The organism is Yoonia sp. R78084, from assembly GCF_044595625.1.
GTDB lineage: Bacteria > Pseudomonadota > Alphaproteobacteria > Rhodobacterales > Rhodobacteraceae > Yoonia.
Genome location: NZ_CP138993.1, coordinates 2,209,198 through 2,228,960, shown reverse-complemented (window position 1 = coordinate 2,228,960; position 19,763 = coordinate 2,209,198). Strand labels below are relative to the sequence as shown.

15 protein-coding genes and 1 pseudogene are annotated in these 19,763 nt (G+C 59.0%); 9 read left to right on the top strand and 7 right to left on the bottom strand.

Features of this window, described 5'->3' with window-relative positions; all coding sequences use genetic code 11:
• The first annotated feature begins 5 nt into the window (after positions 1–5).
• The 7 genes and pseudogenes from SJY29_RS11305 to SJY29_RS11275 all read left to right on the top strand — a co-directional run.
• The gene (locus SJY29_RS11305) at positions 6–3,089 is read left to right on the top strand and encodes a hypothetical protein (RefSeq protein ID WP_400082980.1); all 3,084 of its coding nucleotides are present in this window, start codon (positions 6–8) and stop codon (positions 3,087–3,089) included.
• A gap of 4 nt (positions 3,090–3,093) precedes the next feature.
• Positions 3,094–4,158, top strand: coding sequence for a hypothetical protein (locus SJY29_RS11300; RefSeq protein WP_400082977.1), 1,065 nt, complete (start codon positions 3,094–3,096; stop codon positions 4,156–4,158).
• A complete protein-coding gene (locus SJY29_RS11295) occupies positions 4,155–5,657 on the top strand; it encodes a hypothetical protein (protein ID WP_400082974.1) in 1,503 nt (500 codons plus the stop codon). The genes SJY29_RS11300 and SJY29_RS11295 overlap by 4 nt, the downstream gene beginning before the upstream one ends.
• Before the next feature lie 113 nt (positions 5,658–5,770).
• Complete coding sequence (locus tag SJY29_RS11290; protein WP_400082971.1) at positions 5,771–6,997, top strand: glycosyltransferase; 1,227 nt, start codon at positions 5,771–5,773, stop codon at positions 6,995–6,997.
• Positions 6,998–7,213: 216 nt separating this feature from the next.
• Positions 7,214–8,065, top strand: a complete 852-nt coding sequence (locus SJY29_RS11285) for a glycosyltransferase (RefSeq protein ID WP_400082968.1) — start codon at positions 7,214–7,216, stop codon at positions 8,063–8,065.
• A gap of 58 nt (positions 8,066–8,123) precedes the next feature.
• Positions 8,124–9,371 (top strand): hypothetical protein, encoded by a 1,248-nt coding sequence (locus SJY29_RS11280; RefSeq protein WP_400082965.1) that lies wholly within the window; start codon positions 8,124–8,126, stop codon positions 9,369–9,371.
• Between the two features lie 65 nt (positions 9,372–9,436).
• Positions 9,437–9,790, top strand: a pseudogene (locus SJY29_RS11275) (cupin domain-containing protein); the annotation flags it as partial.
• 492 nt (positions 9,791–10,282) lie between these two features.
• Here SJY29_RS11275 and SJY29_RS11270 read toward each other — a convergent pair.
• The 6 genes from SJY29_RS11270 to SJY29_RS11245 all read right to left on the bottom strand — a co-directional run bounded on the left by SJY29_RS11270 (position 10,283) and on the right by SJY29_RS11245 (position 15,987).
• Complete coding sequence (locus SJY29_RS11270) at positions 10,283–11,362, bottom strand: zinc-binding dehydrogenase (protein ID WP_400082963.1); 1,080 nt, start codon at positions 11,360–11,362, stop codon at positions 10,283–10,285.
• Between the two features lie 72 nt (positions 11,363–11,434).
• On the bottom strand, positions 11,435–12,652 hold the full coding sequence (locus SJY29_RS11265; protein ID WP_400082960.1) for a TCR/Tet family MFS transporter: 1,218 nt from the start codon (positions 12,650–12,652) through the stop codon (positions 11,435–11,437).
• Positions 12,653–12,701: 49 nt separating this feature from the next.
• On the bottom strand, positions 12,702–13,493 hold the full coding sequence (gene pcaD, locus SJY29_RS11260; protein WP_400082958.1) for a 3-oxoadipate enol-lactonase: 792 nt from the start codon (positions 13,491–13,493) through the stop codon (positions 12,702–12,704).
• A gap of 30 nt (positions 13,494–13,523) precedes the next feature.
• Positions 13,524–14,495 (bottom strand): threonine/serine dehydratase, encoded by a 972-nt coding sequence (locus tag SJY29_RS11255; protein WP_400082955.1) that lies wholly within the window; start codon positions 14,493–14,495, stop codon positions 13,524–13,526.
• Positions 14,492–15,310 (bottom strand): alpha/beta fold hydrolase, encoded by an 819-nt coding sequence (locus SJY29_RS11250; RefSeq protein ID WP_400082952.1) that lies wholly within the window; start codon positions 15,308–15,310, stop codon positions 14,492–14,494. Before SJY29_RS11250 ends, SJY29_RS11255 begins: the two co-directional genes overlap by 4 nt.
• Entirely contained in the window at positions 15,310–15,987 is a 678-nt protein-coding gene (locus tag SJY29_RS11245; protein WP_400082950.1) for a haloacid dehalogenase type II, read from the bottom strand. Before SJY29_RS11245 ends, SJY29_RS11250 begins: the two co-directional genes overlap by 1 nt.
• A gap of 132 nt (positions 15,988–16,119) precedes the next feature.
• Here SJY29_RS11245 and SJY29_RS11240 point away from each other — a divergent pair, with 132 nt between their 5' ends.
• Both SJY29_RS11240 and SJY29_RS11235 read left to right on the top strand, forming a co-directional pair.
• Positions 16,120–16,554: a peptidylprolyl isomerase gene (locus SJY29_RS11240; protein ID WP_110279884.1), complete on the top strand. Its 435-nt coding sequence runs from the start codon at positions 16,120–16,122 to the stop codon at positions 16,552–16,554.
• A 183-nt stretch (positions 16,555–16,737) separates the two neighbouring features.
• Positions 16,738–18,447, top strand: coding sequence for a GMC oxidoreductase (locus SJY29_RS11235; protein WP_400082946.1), 1,710 nt, complete (start codon positions 16,738–16,740; stop codon positions 18,445–18,447).
• Positions 18,448–18,661: 214 nt separating this feature from the next.
• On the opposite strand, the gene SJY29_RS11230 is transcribed toward SJY29_RS11235, so the two are convergent.
• Positions 18,662–19,759, bottom strand: a complete 1,098-nt coding sequence (locus SJY29_RS11230) for a class II histone deacetylase (RefSeq protein ID WP_400082944.1) — start codon at positions 19,757–19,759, stop codon at positions 18,662–18,664.
• Positions 19,760–19,763 lie beyond the last annotated feature (4 nt).

The following is a 19,763-nucleotide window of genomic DNA, read 5'->3' as shown; positions in this document are numbered from 1 at the left end:
CGTCCATGCGACCCTACTCCGATCTTGACAGCCAGACGAGCGACGGGATGCGCTTGCTCTTTGTGGCGCTCGCCGGGGCGCTGCTTTTTCATGGTGGGCTTTTGCCCTTTACACACGGCAATACCTACGACGCCTTTATCCATATGTTCTTTGGCGACAGCTATCACCGCAGCTGGTTCGATACCTGGGAGCCGCGCTGGTACACAGGATTTTCTACCACCAGTTATCCCCCGGGAACACATATGTCGATTGCGGCATTGATGCATGTCTTGCCGCTGCGCGCAGCGTTTATGGTCGTGCAGATGGTGGGCCTTTTCTTGCTCGTCATCGGGGTTTACCGTTTTTCCCTGCTGTGGGTCATGCCCCGCGCTGCAGGCTATGCCGCCGTTGCCGCAACACTTGCCTCGTCAGTCTCTGAGACAATTCACCTCTTTGGGCAATTGCCGACAATCTTTTCTTTGGGCATCTTTTTGAACGGTCTGCCCTTTGTCTATCGCTGGATCGTTTATGGCCGGTTGTCGAATTTCTTCGCTGCGGTGGTTTTTGCCGCCGCAACGACAGCTGCCCATCATGTCACCACAATCTTCGGCGGTGTACTCTTTGTGATCCCGCTTGCACTGCAAGCGTTGCGTAGTGTGCACGAGATTGTCCCAGTTGGACCGCACCGTTTCATGCATCTCCGCCGCTTTGTCATGCCCGTAGCGCGTGGGCTTTTGCTGGCGGGCTTCATGCTCGGGGCCATTGTTGTCACCGTTTTTCCCTACTGGATCTGGTCGATCAACGATCCGATCACGCAGGTGCCGATCCCGCACGGGAGCCGTGAAAGCTTTATCCAACGCCCCGACCTTGGTTTGATCTTCTTTGTGCTGCCTTGGGGCGTTACAATTCTGTTTCTGCCTTTTGTTGTTTATAAAACCCTGACGACACGTTTGTGGCCCTTGGGTGCGATGGTCCTGATCTGTTTTGTCCTTGGCACAGGTGGGACCACGCCGATTCCGCGTGCGATCCTCGGTGGCGCCTTTGATATCCTGACACTGGACCGATTTACGTTCTGGGCCACGATCCTTGTGCTGCCGTTCATGGGCCACATGATCGACGGGCTATTGCACGGGCGATCCGGCCAAAGCCTCATTGCGGCCTTCGGGCGTGGGGCACGGCGTTTGGTGGTGGGAGGTCTGTTCGCATCAATGACTGCCGTGGCCGTTTTCATTGCCATTCTTCCAACCATTCAACCCACGCAGCCGCGCTTTATCGACCCGGCCCCTATTGTGAAATTCATGTCAGAAGATGAGCATGACAGATGGCGTTATCTCACGCTGGGGTTTGGTGACCAGTTCGCCTATCTGGCTGCTCAGACGACCGCACAGTCCGTCGATGGAAACTACCATTCGGCAAGACGGCTGCCAGATATGACACGGTTCTCCGTCGAACGTCTGGAGAACTCCAAATACCTCGGCGTTCCCGGTCTGGGCTCTCTTCAGCAATTTTTGGAAAACGCGGACCGGTATCACCTTAAATTCGTATTCTCGAATGATGCGTTCTACGATCCATTGCTGCAATTCAGTGGCTGGACACGGCTGAACCGGCTGTCCAATGGTGTGACCGTCTGGGAACGGCCCGATGTCGCGCCGCTACCGGTGTTGCAACCACGGCGCAGCTTGCCGGACACCCAACGGCTGATGTGGGGCACTGTGCCACCGCTGGCATTAGGACTGGCCGCACTGATTTTCTTGGTCACCGGCTTAAACAGAGGTCTGAGCGCCCACCAGATGGAGCCACGCCCGCTGGTACCTGCGCAGACCGCCTTCGGCAATCCCAACCGTGTACGGCTCATTGTCATAGGATTGGGCCTGAGTGTCTTTGCGCTGGGCACGTGGTTTACAGTCGCGTTGAGCAAGGAGCTGGCCAAGACGCCCGCGCCGCAAGATGTGGTCACGGCCTATTTCGATCACCTCGATTTCCGCCGGTTTGAGGACGCCTATGACCTGATTGACCCGGAAACACGGCCGCCGTTTGACGACGTCATGTTTGGTTGGCGTTGGCGGGGCGGGTTGATTGCGTCCTATGGCAAGCTGACAGAAACGCAACTAACAGTGCAGGATAGCAGCCCTGCGCTGATCGATTGGGAGGTGAGCCTCGACTGGCTGACCGCTCTCAATGTCAGGACAGAGGTACTCAGGGTGCGAACTGTCCTGCGCGACGGGCAATGGTTCATCGCGCCGACGTCCCTGCCAGCCACACAAACGCCCGTCCGGTTGCAGCGTGACACCTCAGTTGTCTGGAACGTAGTCGGCAGGCGGCAACCGCGTCCCGAGACCGACCTGCATCGTGACAGGCTTGACCGCCCCCGCATCATTTTGGGGCAGGCGAGGCTTGTGGAACATCAGGGCCGCTATTCCATCGTAGGCGAGGTAACGAATTCGGACAGTGACCCCGCCTATGTCAGTTTGTTTGGCGAAATGGACGCGAACGACACCCGTCAGGCGGCGGGGGTGGTAAATGGCCAAAGGCTTCTGCCAGCTGAAACCAGTGGATACCGGATCGACTTTGACGATGTCCTGTCACTGCAGGATGCGAGGGCTGCGGGTCAGTTCGATCCGACCTTGTGGATTCCTCCAACGCTCGACGCAGTCCCGACGCAAGCCTTTGTGACAGGGCGCGCCTTGGTCGCAGGGACCGATCTTTATCGGGGTGTTTCGCTCAATGGAATAAGGGTCGAGATGGCGGCGGATCACCCCGTCCTGACGGCAACTGCGGTCAACAACGGAGTAGAAAGTGCAACAATCGTGCGGGTCGTGGCTGTTCTCTATGACACAGATGGTATTCCGGTCTGGTCGCAGGCAGGCTTTGTTGAAACCAACATCCATCCTGGCCAAAGCGCCCCCTTGCGGATGGATTTCCCCGCCCGCGACGGCTTGCGGGTGGTGGCCGAGGTCCGGCCCGACACAATCATTGTGAACGGCAGCACGCAGCAGGCCGATACCATGCTGCCGTCTTCCGAGATCGGGACAATCCTGCTGGACGGTATCACGGGCTATTCGGCCCTGCGGCTTCACATCTCGACCATGACCCATGATCCGTTGGAGTGAAGTGATGATCCGGCTCCCTCTCGCACTTATGTTGACGACCCAGATGGCTGTTGCGCAGGATTTCACGACCGATGCGTTTGGCATTCTGCCAACTGCGCAGTTGGGTGACCGTGCAAACTGGGCCGGGCTCAGGCAGTCGCCCGTGGGCGGTGACACCATGCAGAACGCACAGCCCGCTGATGCCGTGATCTTCTTCGTTGGGCCCAAGAGCATCGTGGCGGGGGGCGAGCCCGGCCATGCGGTGGCCCTCGGGCTGGACGCGTATGGAAATATGGTCAGTGAGGTGCAGGCCGAAGTCCGTCTTGGATACGGGCCGATTATCACCGGAAATACACGCGACGGGATTGCCAATGTCCTGTTCACGCCACCACCCCAAGCGGGCATGTTGTTGGCAGGGGCAGAGATTGACGGGGTGCAATCGGCCCGCGCCGATTACCGTGTGACCGCTGATTTGGCTACGGTTCTTCCAAGCTTCGCAGAACGTGAAATGCGCGTCCTCTCCGAGACTTTTGGTGAGATAAAAACCGCGCCACTGATGGATGCATATGGCAACAGCGTCGATGATGGCGTTGGCGTCAGCTTTGTCCTGACGGATGAAACCGGCGGCTCGACCTATTTGCCCTCGGTGGTCCGCGAAGATGCCGCACGCAGTGTTGTACTGGCGCGGGATCTCGCGGGGTCACACAATGGCCAATTGGCTTTGGCGGGCACCAGCGCAGGCGGACTCAACCTGACAGTTGATGATGTATTGATTGAGGATGCAGGCACCTTCGTGGTTTGGGCGGAGCCCGCGATTGACGCCGTTCAGATCCGGCTCGGCCCGCTGGCGACGCCGAACGGGTATTTGGTACCCGATGGCACCGCAGCCCAGGTTGATATGGTCGCGTCAGACGGCACCCGTCGTTCCGCACAGGGATGGGTTCTGGACGGATTTGTGACGTTTGGCCTGTTGCTGTCGCCCTTGGCGGCTCCGTTTGATGTGTCGTTGACGATCGCCGGGTCGATAGTGAATCGTACTGTTGATCTGTCGCCGCCGCCAGCAAACCTGACCATCAGGGGGGCAGAATGACCCGAATCCTCGCCTTTCTTGTAGTCTTTGGCGTCCTGATCGGTGGGGTCCTCTGGATGGCTTCTGCGGCGCTGTCGCGTGCCACCGAACGGACCGTCACCTACCAGTACATCGCCGACGCACTTGATGCGCTGTCCGCACGTCCCAATCAGGTGACGTGGCAGGAGCCTGTTACCGACCTCGTACGCGCTGTCACACCCGGCGACAAAGCTTTACTTGGCGCGGCAATGACCGAGGCCTGGTCCGTTCTGGCACTGGCCCAACATACCGGAGATACCTCGATCTTGCGTGACAGTTTTAGCGGCGTCGCCCAGGAGCGTGCAGAGCAATCAGTGCGCGATGCTGGCAACGGCGGGCAGATGGTGGTGCTGAGCCAACAGGCGCGACCCCAGTTCTACCATCTCGATGGATCTGTCTTTCAGGCAGAGGTGTCGATGCGGGTGGCCCGCTTCGTCGCGGACGGTGATGACTTAGCCTATTTCGAACTCGTTGAGGATCGCGCGGTCACAACCCTGCTGAATGAAACCAATGGTTGGCGGATCTATGCCCATGAACGCACAGGCGCCGCGCCGATTGTCTCAGCCCAACCAGGATGGACTGGCGCGCCCCTTGCCGGACTTAACTACTATCCAGCCGCAGCCCCGTGGCGCGACTTCTGGCCCGCCTTTGACGAAAACGTCATCGCGCAGGATTTCGCCCGCATAAGCGATCTTGGCGGAACGGCGGTGCGCGTGTTTCTGACAGCAGACTATTTTGCCGACGTGGATACACAACAAGCTGCGCTGGACAGGCTGACAACGCTGCTCGTGCTCGCAGAAGGTGCCGGATTGCAGGTCATGCCCACGCTGTTCGACTTGAAACCAACCTTCGATCCCGCAGGTTGGGCGCAAGACTACACGACCTTGCGGGCAGTGCTGCCGGTTCTGGCCGCGTCACCTGCGGTAACCATTGTCGATCTCAAGAACGAGCCAGATCTGGACTTTGCGGCCCACGGTCGGCCGCAGATCCTTGCCTGGCTGATAACAATGGCAACCCTTGCCCGTGCAGAGGCACCGTCGCTTGCGCTGACCATCGGTTGGTCCAGCGCGGATTTTGCTTTGGAGCTGGCCGAAATTCTGGATGTTGTCAGCTACCACGATTACGCGGATTTGAGCACCGCAACCGCACGGCTGGAGGCCGTTCAGGCAGCAACGGAACTGCCCGTGATGGTGACTGAGATTGGGGTGAGCTCCTATAGCATGGCGCTGGGCCTGCCCAGTTCGCCAGCAGAGCAGGCGCATGATCTTGCTGCACGCCTTGAGGCTTTGGAAAAAGCCGATGGGCTGTTTGTCTGGACGCTCTATGACTTTCCAAACGTGGATGCGACGGCAGTCGGCAGTTCTCCTTGGGTGAAGCGACTTCAGGCGCGCTTTGGTCTGTTCACAGCGGACGGCACGGCCAAGCCCTCGGCTGAAGTCGTGCAGCAGGCGTTCGAACAACTGACTGCAAATCGCGACTGACTATCCTTTCGGATATCTCCATGTCCGAATGGCCTGACACTCTATGCCACGTAACCCACAGTCAGCTTTCAAGGCGGCGTAAAAGAGCCAAAACCAAGCCCTAGGATGATTTCATGACACGCCCCCTTCGCATCGCGCTCGTTTCTGCTTTTCCACCCGGTCAGCAGAGCCTCAATGAATACGGATACCATCTAGCCAAGGGTCTGGCCGAACGCGCCGATGTGGGAGAGGTTATTGTAATCGCCGACAGACTTCCCCAAGACATGCCTGAACTGGACCTTGGTCCAAAGGTGCGGGTTGAGCGGGTCTGGTCGTTCAATGGTTTTTCCAACCTGCCCAAATTGATCGCGTCCATTCGCGGGGCCCGTGTGCATGGGGTGATCTGGAACCTGCAGATGGCGACGTTCGGGGACAGTGAAGCGACCGCCGCTTTGGGTTTGCTGGCACCAATGGGCGCGCGGCTAGCGGGCACAACCGGCGGCGTTATCGCGCACAACATGATCGAGGGTGTCGACTTGGACCAGACCGTTCTCAAAGGACAGCGGCTACGCCAACTGGCCGTGCGGCTGGGATCACGTCTCATCACGCGTGCGTTGCTGTCGGCGAATTATCTGACTGTCACCTTGCGCAGCTACCACGACGCTCTGCGGGCGAAACATCCCACCAGTTCGGTTTACTTGGTGCCGCACGGTACATTCGATACGACCACCGAAGATATCCTGCCTTTGGTGCAGCGGCCGCGCCGTATTGTCACGATGGGAAAGTTCGGAACCTACAAGCGTCTTGAAACCTTGCTCGCGGCCTTTGACATCTTGCGAGCAAAACCCGGCAACGAGGATCTTGAACTGATGATCGGTGGTTCTGATCATCCGAACATGCCTGGGTATCTCGCGGAAATCGCGGCGCAGCGCCGTAAGGATGCCAGCGTCAAATTCGCTGGCTACATTGCAGAAGAAAGCATTCCGGCATTCTTTGGCAACGCCTTACTGAGCGTCTTTGATTACAGCGCCACGACCGGCAGTTCGGGCGTACTGCATCAGACAGCGAGCTATGGCACGGTTCCCGTCTTTCCACGTATCGGTGACTTCGTCGACGTCTGCGAGGATGAAGGGATCACCGGAGTGAACTACGCCGCCCAGAACGCCGAAGACATGGCGCAGCAGATGCAAGCAGCGCTGGATGACCTGACCCGATCACAGGAGCTGGTGAACAGCAACCGTGAAGCGGCGCTGGGATTCCCATTCGAGAAGGTCATCGACTTTCACATTAACCAATTGGCGGATGTCCGCGGCCTCAAACGGGTGCCTGACGGCCAAGAGCCGCAGTGTATGACCGTCTAGAGAACCACCTGTCGAAAACCACCTAACCAAACGTATAGCGGCGCGTCTCGATTGAGGCGCGCCGCTTTTCTTTCGCGCCACGCGCTCTCGAACGAGAAGGCCCCTATCCCTCCGCTGTATGCAGTAACCTTTTGTTAACCTTACCTGATCTTTCGGCAGTGGGACGGGGCAGCAGCACGTGGGTCATAGAAGACTCATCAACGAGTGAGTGCTGCCATGACCCTTTTGACTACCAATGACACCGCCTTCGCAAATGCGGCCCCGGTTTCATCGAACACGACAAGAACGATGATTGTCGTGCCCTGCTACAACGAAGCGGATCGCTTGGACGGGGGCGTTTTCCTCAAGGCATTGGCCGGGTCGCCGGACATGTCTTTCGTCTTCGTCAACGATGGCAGCGCCGACGCGACACTGCACTGCCTGGAGGCACTTCAAAAGGCGAACCCAAGCCAGATCGATGTGATCAGCCTGCGCCGGAATTCCGGCAAAGCAGAGGCTGTGCGGAAAGGACTGCAGCACGCCTGCCGCGTCGGTGCTGACCGTGTCGGCTACTGGGATGCCGATCTTGCCACTCCCCTCGAGGCTATCGCGGATTTCGAAACGGTCCTTGACCGCTACTTCGACATTACGGTGGTTTACGGGGCGCGGCGCCAGTTGCTGGGCCACCGGATCAATCGCACAGTTTCACGTCGCGCGGTCTCACGTATTTGCGCAAGCCTCGCGCGACTGGCTGTTGGTCTTCCGATAGGGGATACCCAGTGCGGGGCAAAGCTGTTCCGCAACACGCCGACACTGCGCCGCGCGATTGATACGCCATTTACCGCCGGATGGTTGTTCGATGTTGAGCTGTTCAGCCGGATTGCCGCAACAACCCAAAAACCAGAATTGAGCTTCTACGAAGTACCGCTGTCTGAATGGCACGAGGTCGCCGGCTCGAAGGTATCCAGCCGCGCTATCCTGCGCAGTGGTGTGCAAATGCTGCGCCTGATCGCGCGCCGTCTTCTGACCCGCACCGAGCCAGGGAAGCCGGAACGTCGCTCAGGTCCGGTCGCTCCGAAGGCCATTTGAAATGATCGCGATGTCATCCACCAGGCGTGCTCACCGCGCAGGCCTCTTGGCCTTGGTCATGAGTCCCGCGGTTATCATTTTTGTCTCGTCGAATGTCGTGAACGTCGGAAACCTCGCGTTTAACATGATCTTCAGCCGCTGGATGGGCCCTGAACTCTTCGGAGACCTTGCGATTGTACTGACAATCAAGCTTGCCTTCCTGGGTGTGTTCGGCGCAGTCAGTTCCGCCGTGAGCCATCGCGTCGCGGCAATGAAGGAAGAAGATGCGGCACAGACCGATCAGGCCCTGGCGCGTTTGAACCGCATCTGCTTTGCGGCCTTGTGGTTCGTGCTGCCGGTTGTGGCGCTCGCAATTTTCGCCGGATCACTCCAGACACGCCTGGACCTTGGCTCTCCATATCTTCTCTATATCCTGCTTGGGTCGGTCCCGTTTTCCGCCCCGTTGAGCATCCTCAGAGGTGTTGCCCTCGGGCGCATGAGCAGTGCCAAGATTGTCTATTCCGCGAACATCGAAATGGCCGCGCGTCTTGGGCTTGGCATGATTTTCTGGCAAATGGGAATGGGCATCGAAGGCGTGGTGGCCGCAATTGCTGTTTCGATCATCGCGGGATGGGCTGTTCTGATTGACGTTCTGCCGCAACCGAAACTGCCTGTGATTCCCGTGCGGACGATGGCGGCTTCCTTGGGTCTGGCAGCCCTGCCCTTTGCCTTGCTTCAGATTGCTCAGGTTGCAGCCCTTGACGGGGATATCTTTCTGGCGACCTATTTTCTGGCGGATGTGGAAACCGGTTACGTCGCTGCCCTGTCGCTGTTTCAGCGGATACAGTTCTTTGCCTGCTTTTCACTGGCCAGCGTGCTTTTGCCCTCGGTCGTCATTGCGCTGCGTGACGGACACTCCTATCGCACGCACGTCGGGATGATTGCGGGCCTACTGGCGGCTGTTTCTGTTGCTGTCTTGTCTTTGTCTTTCCTTGTTCCCGAGTTCCTTCTGACTCTTCTGGTAGGGGTCAACTACACCGCAGCAGCCCCCCATCTTGTGTGGGCCGCCGCCTCAGCTGTCATATTCACCCTCAATTATCTGATCGCCACCCTTCTGATGGCACAAGGCAGCCGCTCCGGCATCGTTGTCGTCATCGCAGGGGCAGGCCTTCAGGTCGCGCTGATGATTGCCGTCCTCTCCGCTCCGCTGGGCGGTCTGGCCGAAATGCTCGCCACAAAATTCTACTGCCAAATTGGTATCCTCTCCGTGCTGAGTGTTCTCCTTTGGCTCACCTCTCCAACCCAACTGCAAAAGGTAACGAAATGACCAAACATATTCTCAAGACCGACACCCCACTCCATACCGCCCACCTTGTTGATGTCACGCCAGACAAGGCTGTTGAACAACGCGAGAATATCCGGCCTTGGGGCCACTATGAGCAACTCGCCATTGGCGCGCGCTTTCAGGTCAAGACGATCGTGGTCAAGCCGGGCGGCAAGCTCTCACTGCAAAGCCACTTCCACCGGTCCGAACACTGGATCGTCGTAGAAGGCAGTGCCATCGTGACAAAGGGGGAACAGGTCAAATTGCTTTCGGAGAATGACTCGATCTACATCCCCCTTGGAGAAGTCCATCGTCTGGAAAACCCGGGCCGGGTCCCGATGCGCCTGATTGAGGTACAAACAGGAAGCTATTTCGGCGAGGATGATATCGTCCGCTACGATGACGATTACGGGCGCGGGTGATAGCCTTGGGAAAGGCGGTGATACCGTCTTTGCCATGTCGGCCTCTGCCGTGATCCAGCGCTCGTGGCGACCAAAATAGGACTGCGTTCAATACCACCGGATAAGGCCAGCATTCGCGAGAGCTTGCCGGTTAGGGATACCTCACTGCAACGGCAAGACGAATGGATATCTATCACATCAGGCGGGATAAAGACCTGGGATTGGTCCATATTGAATATGTTCGAGCGCACTTTTGGGAGACGATAGGCCTTAAGTATGCAGAAACTATTGTTGTCTAAGTTGGGCGGATGCCAACTGGCAACCAACTTGATCAGGACGATATCGGCTACACAGGAGTTGCAGCGACGTAGAGATCAAACTGATATCGACCGACCGCTATGTCTCGAAAAGCAGACCCTGTAACAGGACCTACCAACGTCCGCTTTGTCCCGCGAAACGGACATCGCATCATCCGCTCAAGGGCCGCCCTGCCTGTACGCCTTGCCCCGTCACTCACTCAAACACGATCACGTTGCGCTTGGCGCTGCCCGTCTTGGTATCCGCAATCGCCTCGTTGATCTGTTCCAGCGTCCAGCGCCCCGAGATCAGCTCATCCAGTTTCAGCCGCCCCTGTTCGTAGAGATCGACCATCCACGGAATATCGCGCGCGATCACCACATCGCCCATTTTCGATCCCACCATGCCTTGGCCGGTAGCTGCCAGCATCACCGGCTCATAGGTGGACATCGCACCGGAATGGGGCATGCCGACCATGATCACCTTGCCGCCGTTGGCCAGGTATTGCGGGGCGGTGTCATAGGCGGGAATTGCGCCCACTGTGACAAAGACCGCGTCGGCCCCGCGCCCGATGGCCTTTTTCGCGGCACGCCACGGTTTTTCGGAGGTCGCAAGCACCCCGTCAGTTGCGCCGAATTCTTTGGCAATGGCGAGCTTTTCTTCCGACATATCCACTGCGATGATCCGGCGCGCGCCTGCAATGCGCGCACCTTGGATCGCGTTGAGGCCGACGCCGCCTGCGCCGATCACAACCACATCCTGTCCGGCGCGCAGACCCGCTGCGTTTACCACAGCCCCCACACCCGTGATCACGCCACAGGCCAGCAGTGACGCGGCCTCCATCGCAATCCCTTCAGACAGTTTCACCACCTGGCTTTGATCGACGACCACCCGTTCGGCAAAGCCGCCCGTGTTCATGGCCTGATGCAGCGCAGCACCCGTTGCGTCGGTCAGAGGGCCGCTGGCCATGTCGCTTTCGCAGGCCACCGGTTTGCCGCCCGCGCAGGACGGGCAGGTGCCACAGGCGCGGATCAGCGTCACGACCACAGGATCGCCGACCGCAATCCCGCGCACGCCCGCACCGACGGCGCTGACGTGCCCTGCGGCCTCGTGACCGTAGACCGCAGGCAGGGTGCCGCCCCATCCGCCGTCGATATAGGAGATGTCGGAATGGCAGATCGCGCAGGCCTTGAGTGTGACCTCAACCTCGCCCATTTCGGGGGCGGCAAGCGTGACCGTTTCAATGGTGAGCGGGGCGCCGAACTGGCGGCAAACGGCGGCTTTGATCTGTGGCATGGGGGTGATCCTTGGAATGTTGTGCGCTGACCCTGCTTTGGTCGGATGCGTCTTGCAAGTCTGATCGCGACGTTATGTGCCGCGGGGGCGCTTTGGCCGGGGGGTTTGGACAAAAACCAGAATACAGCCGATGGTCAGGATCGCCGACAAAATGAAGGGCGCGCCCGGCGCATAGACCGGGCCGTGGCCGTCGGTGAAAAACCAGAAGGTCTGCGTGACCATCAGCGGGGCAACAATCGTGGCCACTGCGTTGATGGAACTGACCGTGCCTTGCAATTCGCCCTGTTGGTTATCTGCCGCAGTGCGCGACATGATCCCTTGCAGCGCAGGTCCCGCGATCGAGCCCAATGCGGTGAGCGGTGTCAGTGCCAGCGCGACCCATCCGTCCGTCACGAAACCCAACGCGACAAATGCCAGCACGTCAACCGACAGGCCAAGGATCACGGCCTTGCGTTCGCCGATGCGGTTCAGGATCGGCCGGATCAGCAATCCCTGCACAACGGCGATGCCGATGCCGAAGATACCCAGCGACAGGCCAATCATACCCGGCCCCCAGCCAAAGCGTTCCGCGCCGAAATAGGCCCAGACGCCGGGGTAGACGAAAAAGGCGATGGTGTAGACAAAGCTGATCAGAAGCAGCCGCTTCACCCCGGGCAGGCCCCCGATGTTGCGAAACGCGCCCAGCGGGTTGGCGCGCCGCCATTCAAAGGGGCGGCGGATCCGGTCGGTCACGCTCTCTGGCAGGACATAGTAGCCGAAGATGGCGTTGGTCATTGCCAGAAATGCCGCTGCCCAAAACGGGGCGCGCGTGCCGAATTCCGCCAGCGCCCCGCCCATGAGAGGCCCCAGCACGAAGCCCACGCCAAAAGCCGCGCCAATCAGGCCAAAGTTCGCGGCTTTTTCCTCGGGCGCGGAAATATCGGCCATATAGGCCGCCGAGGTTGATTGCGTCGCCGCCGTGATCCCGCCGATCACCCGCGCGATGATCAGCAGCCAGATTGTGAAAGCCAGTGCCATCAAAACGTAGTTGAAAGCCATGATCACCAGCGAGATGATCAGGATAGGCCTGCGGCCGTAGCGGTCCGACAGGCTGCCCAGGGTCGGGCCGAAAAGGAACTGCATCGCCGCGAAAATCGTTGCGAGAATACCGCCCCAAACGGCCGCACCGCCGATGCCTTGGCCTTCGACCTCCTGGATCAGGTCGGGCATCACCGGCATGATCAGACCGATCCCCATACTGTCGAGCATGACCGAGATGAAGATAAAGATGACGGCGAGGCGTTTGTTCATCCGCGCAGGATTAGTCTGCGCGGTCGGGTTTGCAAGCGCGTTCAATGGGCTAGGCGCGCAAATGCCCCGTTGCTGATAAAAAGTCACAAAGGTGCTGCGCGAATTCCGCCGGTTGTTCGACACAGGGCAGATGGCCGGCCTTGCGGATCAGCACGAATTTGGAGCCTGGGATCAGGTCGGTGGTTTCACGCACCAGATCGGGCGGTGTCGCGCCGTCTTCGCTTCCGGCAATGCCCAAAGCAGGTATGCGCAGCCCGCTGGTCGGCGTGTAGAAATCGGTGCCTGCGATGGCTGCACAAACGCCGGTATAGCCCGCGACCGAAGTGGCCTCGACCATTGCTTTCCACGGGGTCATTTCCGGCGCTCCGTAAAAATCGCGCCCGAACCAGCGGCGCATGATTTCGTCCGAGGCAGCCGCCAGACCGTTGGCCGTGATAAAGCTGATCCTGTCTTGCCAGAGTTTCGGGTTGCCGATTTTGGCGGCGGTGTTTGACAGCACCAGCGCGCGGATCAGATCGGGCCGCTTCACGGCGAGCCCTTGCGCGATCATGCCACCGACGGACAGGCCGACGAACATCGCATCTTTGATATCAAAGGCATCGCAGACCGCTTCGGCGTCGCTGATCAGCTGGCCCATGCTGTAGGGCCCCTCTGGTGCGTCGGACCGCCCGTGGCCGCGCATGTCATAGCGCAGAATGCGCAGACCCTCGGGCAGAAGAGGCAGGATCGGGTCCCACAGGTGCAGGGTCGTGCCAAGCGAGTTTGAGAAGACCACGGCGGGGCCATCCTGCGGCCCTGTGATCCGGGCATGAATGCGGGTGCCGTCGGAGCGTGTGATCATCTGCTCTTGCATCATCTTGTCTTTCTGCCGTCAGGCCAGTGTTTCCAGCGCTTTGGCAAAGACAGCGGCATCCACATTGCCGCCTGTGGCGACAGCGATCACCGCATCGCCGGTGAATTCATCAGGATGGAAAAGTGCGGCGGCAAGGGCCGCCGCACCGCCCGGTTCCACGACAATGCGCAGGCGTTCAAAGGCAAGAGCCATGGCGCGCAGGCATTCATCTTCGGTCACGACAACACCGGGGCCGCAAAGCCTTTGCATGATCGGGAACGTCAGATTCCCCGGTTGCGGGGTGATAATTGCATCGCAAAGCGACCCGCTCAGGCGGGCGTTGCGTTCGATCTTGCCGCTTTGAAGTGAGCGCGTGACGTCGTCAAAACCTTCCGGTTCGGCGGGCCGTGCGCGCAGGCCGGGCGCGTCTGCAGCGAGGGCGAGGGCGATTCCCGAGGTCAGACCACCGCCGCCGCAACAGACCATGACATCGGCCTCGGTCACGCCCAGTGCGGTCATATCTTCTGCAATCTCGAGGCCGACTGTGCCTTGGCCCGCGATCGTCATTTCCGCATCGAATGGCTTGATCAATGTCAGGTTACGTTCCGCTGACAGCCGTTCGCCGATTTCGTCGCGGTCCTCGGTTTCGCGGTCGTAAAGGATCACTTCGGCCCCGAGCGCGCGGGTGTTCTCGATTTTCACGGCGGGCGCATCGGCAGGCATGATGATGACAGCAGGCGCGCCGTGTTCACGGGCGGCAAGTGCGACGCCTTGGGCATGGTTGCCGCTGGAAAAGGCGATGACGCCGGTTTTCAGCGCGTTGTCCGAGAGGGCCGAGACCGACGCCCAGCCACCACGGAACTTGAAAGACCCGGTGTGTTGCAGGCACTCGGCTTTCACAAAAACCTGTCTGCCCGCGATATCATCGAGAAAGGGGGAGGTCAGGATCGGGGTGCGCCGTGCGTGGCCTTTGATGCGGGTGGCGGCGGCGCGGATCATGTCGATGTTCATTGTAGTTTCTCCAGCCAGCGGTGCAGGGCAGCCACGGCATCAGGTTCGTCAAGGAAGGGCACATGCCCGCGGCCTGCAATGTCTGCGCGGATCATATCGGGGCGGCGGTGTTGCATTTCATCTGCGGTCGCTTGGGTCAGCAAATCCGAGTTTGCGCCGCGAATGAGTGCCAGCGGCAATCCCGCCAGCGCGTCAAACAGCGGCCACAGATCGGGGGTGGGTTGCGCGCCGCTGGCCAGCACTGCGTCCCGCAGTTTCGGGTCATAGCGGATGATCAGGCCGTCGGCGGTTTCCTGATAGTGGGCCTGTACTTCGGCAAGCCAGCGGTCCATCGGAACACCGGTGAAATGGGTCCAGAGCTTTGCGCGGGCCTCGGCGGCTTCGGCATAGGTTTTCTGGGCAGGGTTGCGCCCGATGTAGTCCTTGATGACATCAAGGCCCTTTGGCGCAATTTCAGGCCCGATGTCGTTGAGCGCGACGCCCGATAAACGCTCTTTGGCCGTCGCCGCCAGCATCATCGCGATCAGCCCGCCCCGTGAGGTGCCAAGGATAGCAGCCTTTTCCAGCCCCAGATGATCCATCAAGGCCAGCACATCGGCGGCCTCTTGCGGGATCGTGTAGGTGGCAGGATCGGCCCAGTCCGATTGCCCGCGCCCGCGGTAATCGGGGCGGATCAGGCGGACAGGCAGGTGGGGCGCGACATGGTCGAAATCAGCGCCGTTGCGGGTCAGGCCGGCCAGTGCAATGACCGGCAAGCCGGTGCCTTCGTCCGTGTAGTGCAGGCGCAGCCCGTCGGTAGCAGTGTAGCTCGGCATCACAAATGCTCCGGTATTGTGGTAAGGTCGGAAAGCACGTGGTGCGGTGTGGCATAGAGTCTGTCGACCGGTTCGCCCGCGCGGTTCACCCATGCGGTCTGAAACCCGTATCCGGCGGCACCGGCGGCGTCCCAGCCGTTGGACGACACGAAGAGGACTTCATCCTTGGCACAGCCGAAACGCGCGCTGATCATATCGTAAACACGGGTGTGGGGTTTGAAGACGCCCACGTCTTCGACGCTCAGCAGCGCGTCCAGCAGGTCGCCGATATCCGCAGAGTTCACCGCCGCCTGCAACATGTCCGGGGACCCGTTCGACAGGATTGCCGTGGCGATGCCGTGTTCCTTGAGGCTGCGCAACATAGCGGGGACTTCCGGATAGGGGCTGAGTTCCCAGTAGAGTTCAAGCAAGCGGGTGCGCGTGGCGGGATCGGCCAGGCCGTGCGCCTCAAGCGCCCAGTCCAGACCATCCTGCGTGACTTTCCAGAAATCGCAATGCCGGTCTGCCACGGCGCGCAGCCATGAATATTCGAGCTGCTTGCGCCGCCAATCGCGCGCCAGCGCAGGCCAGACAGCGGCGAGCCCCGCGTGCGCGGGGTCTTGGGCGGCCTGCATCGCGGCGGCGTTGACATCGAAGAGCGTGCCATAGGCATCAAAGACGGCAGTGGTGATGGGCATGGGGGTCTCCATTGGGTGAAATCCATCGTGGCACGCCCGCCCGTCCACGAAAAGGGGCAATGCGTTTGCATCCCCTGCTATGATTGCATAGGGTGCGCGTTCAAATTTTGAAAAGGATGAGAAAGCGAGACCATGACCGAAGCAAAAACAGGCGATACCGTAAAGATCAACTATGTCGGCACACTCAACGACGGGCAGATGTTCGACAGTTCCGAAGGCCGTGATCCGTTGGAGTTTGTTGTCGGCTCCGGTCAGATCATCAAAGGGTTGGACAGCGCGATCCCCGGCATGACCGTGGGCGACAAAAAGACCGTCAACGTGCCATGTGATCAGGCCTACGGCCACGCGAACCCGGACGCGCGCCAAGCCGTGCCACGCGAACAAATTCCTGCCGAAATCCCGCTGGAGATCGGCACGCAGCTGCAGATGCAGACACCGCAGGGGCAGGTTGTTCCCGTGACCGTGGCCGAAGTCACCGAGGCCGAAGTGACGCTGGACGCCAACCACCCGCTGGCCGGTCAGGACCTGAACTTCGAAATCGAGGTTGTCGAGATCAAAGCGGCCTAGGCAGGCGGGTCTTTCAAAGCAAAGCGCATCCTGTGCAAACGGGGTGCGCTTTTTGGTTTTGCATTGTTTATTACTTGCAATCCATCTGGTCTGGTCCGACCATAAGATTGGTCAAAGTAATTGGAAGGCCGAGAGTATAATATGCAGTGAGTTACTGCGGAGCAGTGTATGCCAACAATCTCTTTGAACGATAACACAACGGATATTCCGACGCAGTTTGACATTCTTATCGTTGGTGCGGGGGCTGCCGGTTTAACCATCGCAAATGAATTTGTAGGCACAACCAAAAGAGTCTGCGTTCTGGAAAGCGGCGGATGGCAACGCAGTAAGACAAGCGACGACTTGAATGAATTCGAAAGTGTTGGAAGGCCGCGCACCAAGGATGCGCCGGTTCGTTGTCGTGGAGTCGGTGGAACAACGGCGCTTTGGACCGGTCGTTGTGGGGAATTCGATCAAATAGATTACGCTGAGCGGTCGTGGTTGCCTATTTCTGGCTGGCCGATAACATATTCCGATATGAAGCCATTTCTGACACGCGCAGATGGCATTTTGATCCTTCCCTCGCTCCCTTCAGCATCTAAGGGCTTGCGCCAATTAGACAGTCCTGTTGATCAACCATCTTGGAATGAAAAATTCTTCAGTACAGTAGGGTGGCGCTACAGCTCTTCTTCTGAGGCTCACATCCGACAATTTGCGTCCAAAGAGAATTCACTTGGTGTTTTGGATCATTCAGGTTCTCCTATAGCTCTTAATCTTGGACACTTTCTTGGTCCGAAAATCGCACAGAGCGAAAACGTGGTAGTCATTACTGATGCAACGGTAATGCAAATATTGGCTGATAAAGCGGGACCGGTAGTATATGGCGCAATGGTCGCTGCCCCAAATAAGAAAACAGCCAGATTGTTTGCTAGCCAAGTTGTTCTTGCTTGTGGTGGCATTGAAAATGCGCGTTTGTTGCTCGACTCACAAGGATCTAACAAGAAGGGTTTGGGCAATGACCATGATCAAGTCGGACGCTATCTGACTGATCACACCTATACAATCTTGGGAACCTATCAGGGCAGCAGCGGCGCGGCGGTGAGACGGCGCCTTGGGACCCGATGGATCAATCAGCAAGGGCAACGAAAAATCGCCAGTTTTGGTCTGGGGCTTTGTGCTGACCTCCAAAAACGCGAAGAGTTGCTTAATGCGGCGATACATATAGTTGAGTTTGGCGAAAAGCAGAGTGCAGTTTCATCTATTGCCTCCGCCGCGCGAACATTGAAAGCACGAGGAAGCTATCTACAGGCGGCCAAAGAACTGTATGACGGGATGTCACGTCCAAGCAGCTTATTATCCGGTATCCTGGATCGTTTTATTCGCAAAATGCCGCAGCTCCACACACCGGACTTCACCCTGGTTGGTTGCGTTGTTGAACAGGAGCTAAACCCTGATAGCCGCATAACGCTTTCAGATAAGACGAATTGGCTGGGTCAAAGACTACCCGTTCTGGACTGGCGATTTTCTAACAGAGAATATCTCACGGCACGAAGAACGGCGGAACTATTTTTTGCTGATTTAGAAAGGTTGAATCTCCCGAGACCTGTTCCGGCGGATTGGATAGAGGCGGGAGAAGAAGCTTGGTCTGATAGCCTCACCGATCTAGCGCATCCGATGTGCACCACACGTATGTCTCGAGATCCGGCGGAAGGTGTGGTGGATCAAAACTGCCAGGTTCATGGAGTTGCCGGATTATTCGTGGCAGGGAGTTCGGTCTTTGCGACACCTGGTCATATGAACCCGACTCATAACATCGTTGCGTTGAGCTTGCGGCTCGCCGATCATCTCAAGGGGCCGTCTTTTTCAGCGTCTGCTTCATTTGATGGAAGAGCTGCGACAAGCGTCGATCAATAACACTAAATGAAAACTGCTGTTCGCTGCGATATTCCCGAATGACCGCTTCGGGCCGAAAGCGGAAGGTGGGCCTAATCCGGCTAAGGGCTCAAGAGTCCGCAGAGCGGACCTTGGCGCAAACTGCGCCACCGTCTGGTTCAGAAGACAGGTGCTTGGCTCTTTTGTTGATTCCACCTGCGTAGCGCTGGCCAAGCAGCAGTGGCAAGCCAGCTGCCTAGAGTGCTGCTTTCATCTCGGCCAGCCAATTGTCCACAAAGGCATCAAACCGCGCATCCGGCTGGCGGAGGGGGAAGACCTCGGCGAAGGGGTCGGGCGCGGTGATTTTGCTGCCTGACATTTCCTGCAACACGTTGTGGCCGCAGAAGGGGACATAGGTTTCCGAATAGCCACCCTCGTGGACCATCACCAGTTTGCCTTCGCAGACGTCGCGGGCCAGCGCCATGACTTGCGCTGTCATCATCTGGAAGGTTTCGGCGGTGGCCAGCATCCGGCCCAGCGGGTCGTTCGCGGCGGCATCAAAACCGCAGGCGATGATCAGCACATCCGGCGCGAAATCGCGGATGGCGGGCAGGGCGAGACGTTCCATCGCGGCCAGATAGCCCGCGTGCCCTGTGCCGGGAGGGAGGGGGATGTTGAGGTTATGGCCTTTGCCAGCGCCGGTGCCGCGGTCAGTAAAGGCGCCGGTGTCCATGGGGTAATTGCGTTCCTGGTGGAGCGAGACGGTCAGCACATCGGCGCGGTCGTAGAATACGGCCTCGGTGCCATTGCCGTGGTGCACGTCCCAATCAAGCACGGCAAAACGGTTTGCCAGCCCGGCGGCTTTGGCGGCCTCAATCGCAATGCCGATGTTGTTGAGCAGGCAGAACCCGTTGGGATAGTCCGGCAGGCAATGGTGGCCGGGCGGGCGCGAGAGGGAGTAGGCGTTGGTCAGATCACCGCGCAGGACCGCCGCGAGGGCGGCTTTGGCAAGACCTGCGGAGAGGGCTGCGAGTTCATACCCACCAGGACCGAAAGGGGTGCGCCGCCCGAGTTCGCCGCCGCCTGCGTCGGACAGTGCTTTGAATTCATCCAGATAATGCGCAGGGTGGACGCGCAAGAGGTCTTCGCGCGTGGCAGGGGCGGCACCTTGCATGGCGAGGTCTTGGGCAAGGCCTGTTACTTCGATCAGGTTTTTCAGGCGGCGCTTGGTTTCGGGGCTTTCGGGCAGGCCGCCGTCCATCGGCTGGACCAATCCACCCACCGGCAACATGCCTGCGTAATTGCCCCCACCGTGCCAGAAGCACCGTTCGTCCCAGAAGAAACCTGTTGTCATGTGC

Coding starts and splice junctions, on each gene's coding strand:
- SJY29_RS11305 (WP_400082980.1), top strand. CDS start 6: ATGCGACCCTACTCCGATCTTGACAGCCAGACGAGCGACGGGATGCGC.
- SJY29_RS11300 (WP_400082977.1), top strand. CDS start 3,094: ATGATCCGGCTCCCTCTCGCACTTATGTTGACGACCCAGATGGCTGTT.
- SJY29_RS11295 (WP_400082974.1), top strand. CDS start 4,155: ATGACCCGAATCCTCGCCTTTCTTGTAGTCTTTGGCGTCCTGATCGGT.
- SJY29_RS11290 (WP_400082971.1), top strand. CDS start 5,771: ATGACACGCCCCCTTCGCATCGCGCTCGTTTCTGCTTTTCCACCCGGT.
- SJY29_RS11285 (WP_400082968.1), top strand. CDS start 7,214: ATGACCCTTTTGACTACCAATGACACCGCCTTCGCAAATGCGGCCCCG.
- SJY29_RS11280 (WP_400082965.1), top strand. CDS start 8,124: ATGAGTCCCGCGGTTATCATTTTTGTCTCGTCGAATGTCGTGAACGTC.
- SJY29_RS11270 (WP_400082963.1), bottom strand. CDS start 11,362: ATGCCACAGATCAAAGCCGCCGTTTGCCGCCAGTTCGGCGCCCCGCTC.
- SJY29_RS11265 (WP_400082960.1), bottom strand. CDS start 12,652: ATGAACAAACGCCTCGCCGTCATCTTTATCTTCATCTCGGTCATGCTC.
- pcaD (WP_400082958.1), bottom strand. CDS start 13,493: ATGATCACACGCTCCGACGGCACCCGCATTCATGCCCGGATCACAGGG.
- SJY29_RS11255 (WP_400082955.1), bottom strand. CDS start 14,495: ATGAACATCGACATGATCCGCGCCGCCGCCACCCGCATCAAAGGCCAC.
- SJY29_RS11250 (WP_400082952.1), bottom strand. CDS start 15,310: ATGCCGAGCTACACTGCTACCGACGGGCTGCGCCTGCACTACACGGAC.
- SJY29_RS11245 (WP_400082950.1), bottom strand. CDS start 15,987: ATGCCCATCACCACTGCCGTCTTTGATGCCTATGGCACGCTCTTCGAT.
- SJY29_RS11240 (WP_110279884.1), top strand. CDS start 16,120: ATGACCGAAGCAAAAACAGGCGATACCGTAAAGATCAACTATGTCGGC.
- SJY29_RS11230 (WP_400082944.1), bottom strand. CDS start 19,759: ATGACAACAGGTTTCTTCTGGGACGAACGGTGCTTCTGGCACGGTGGG.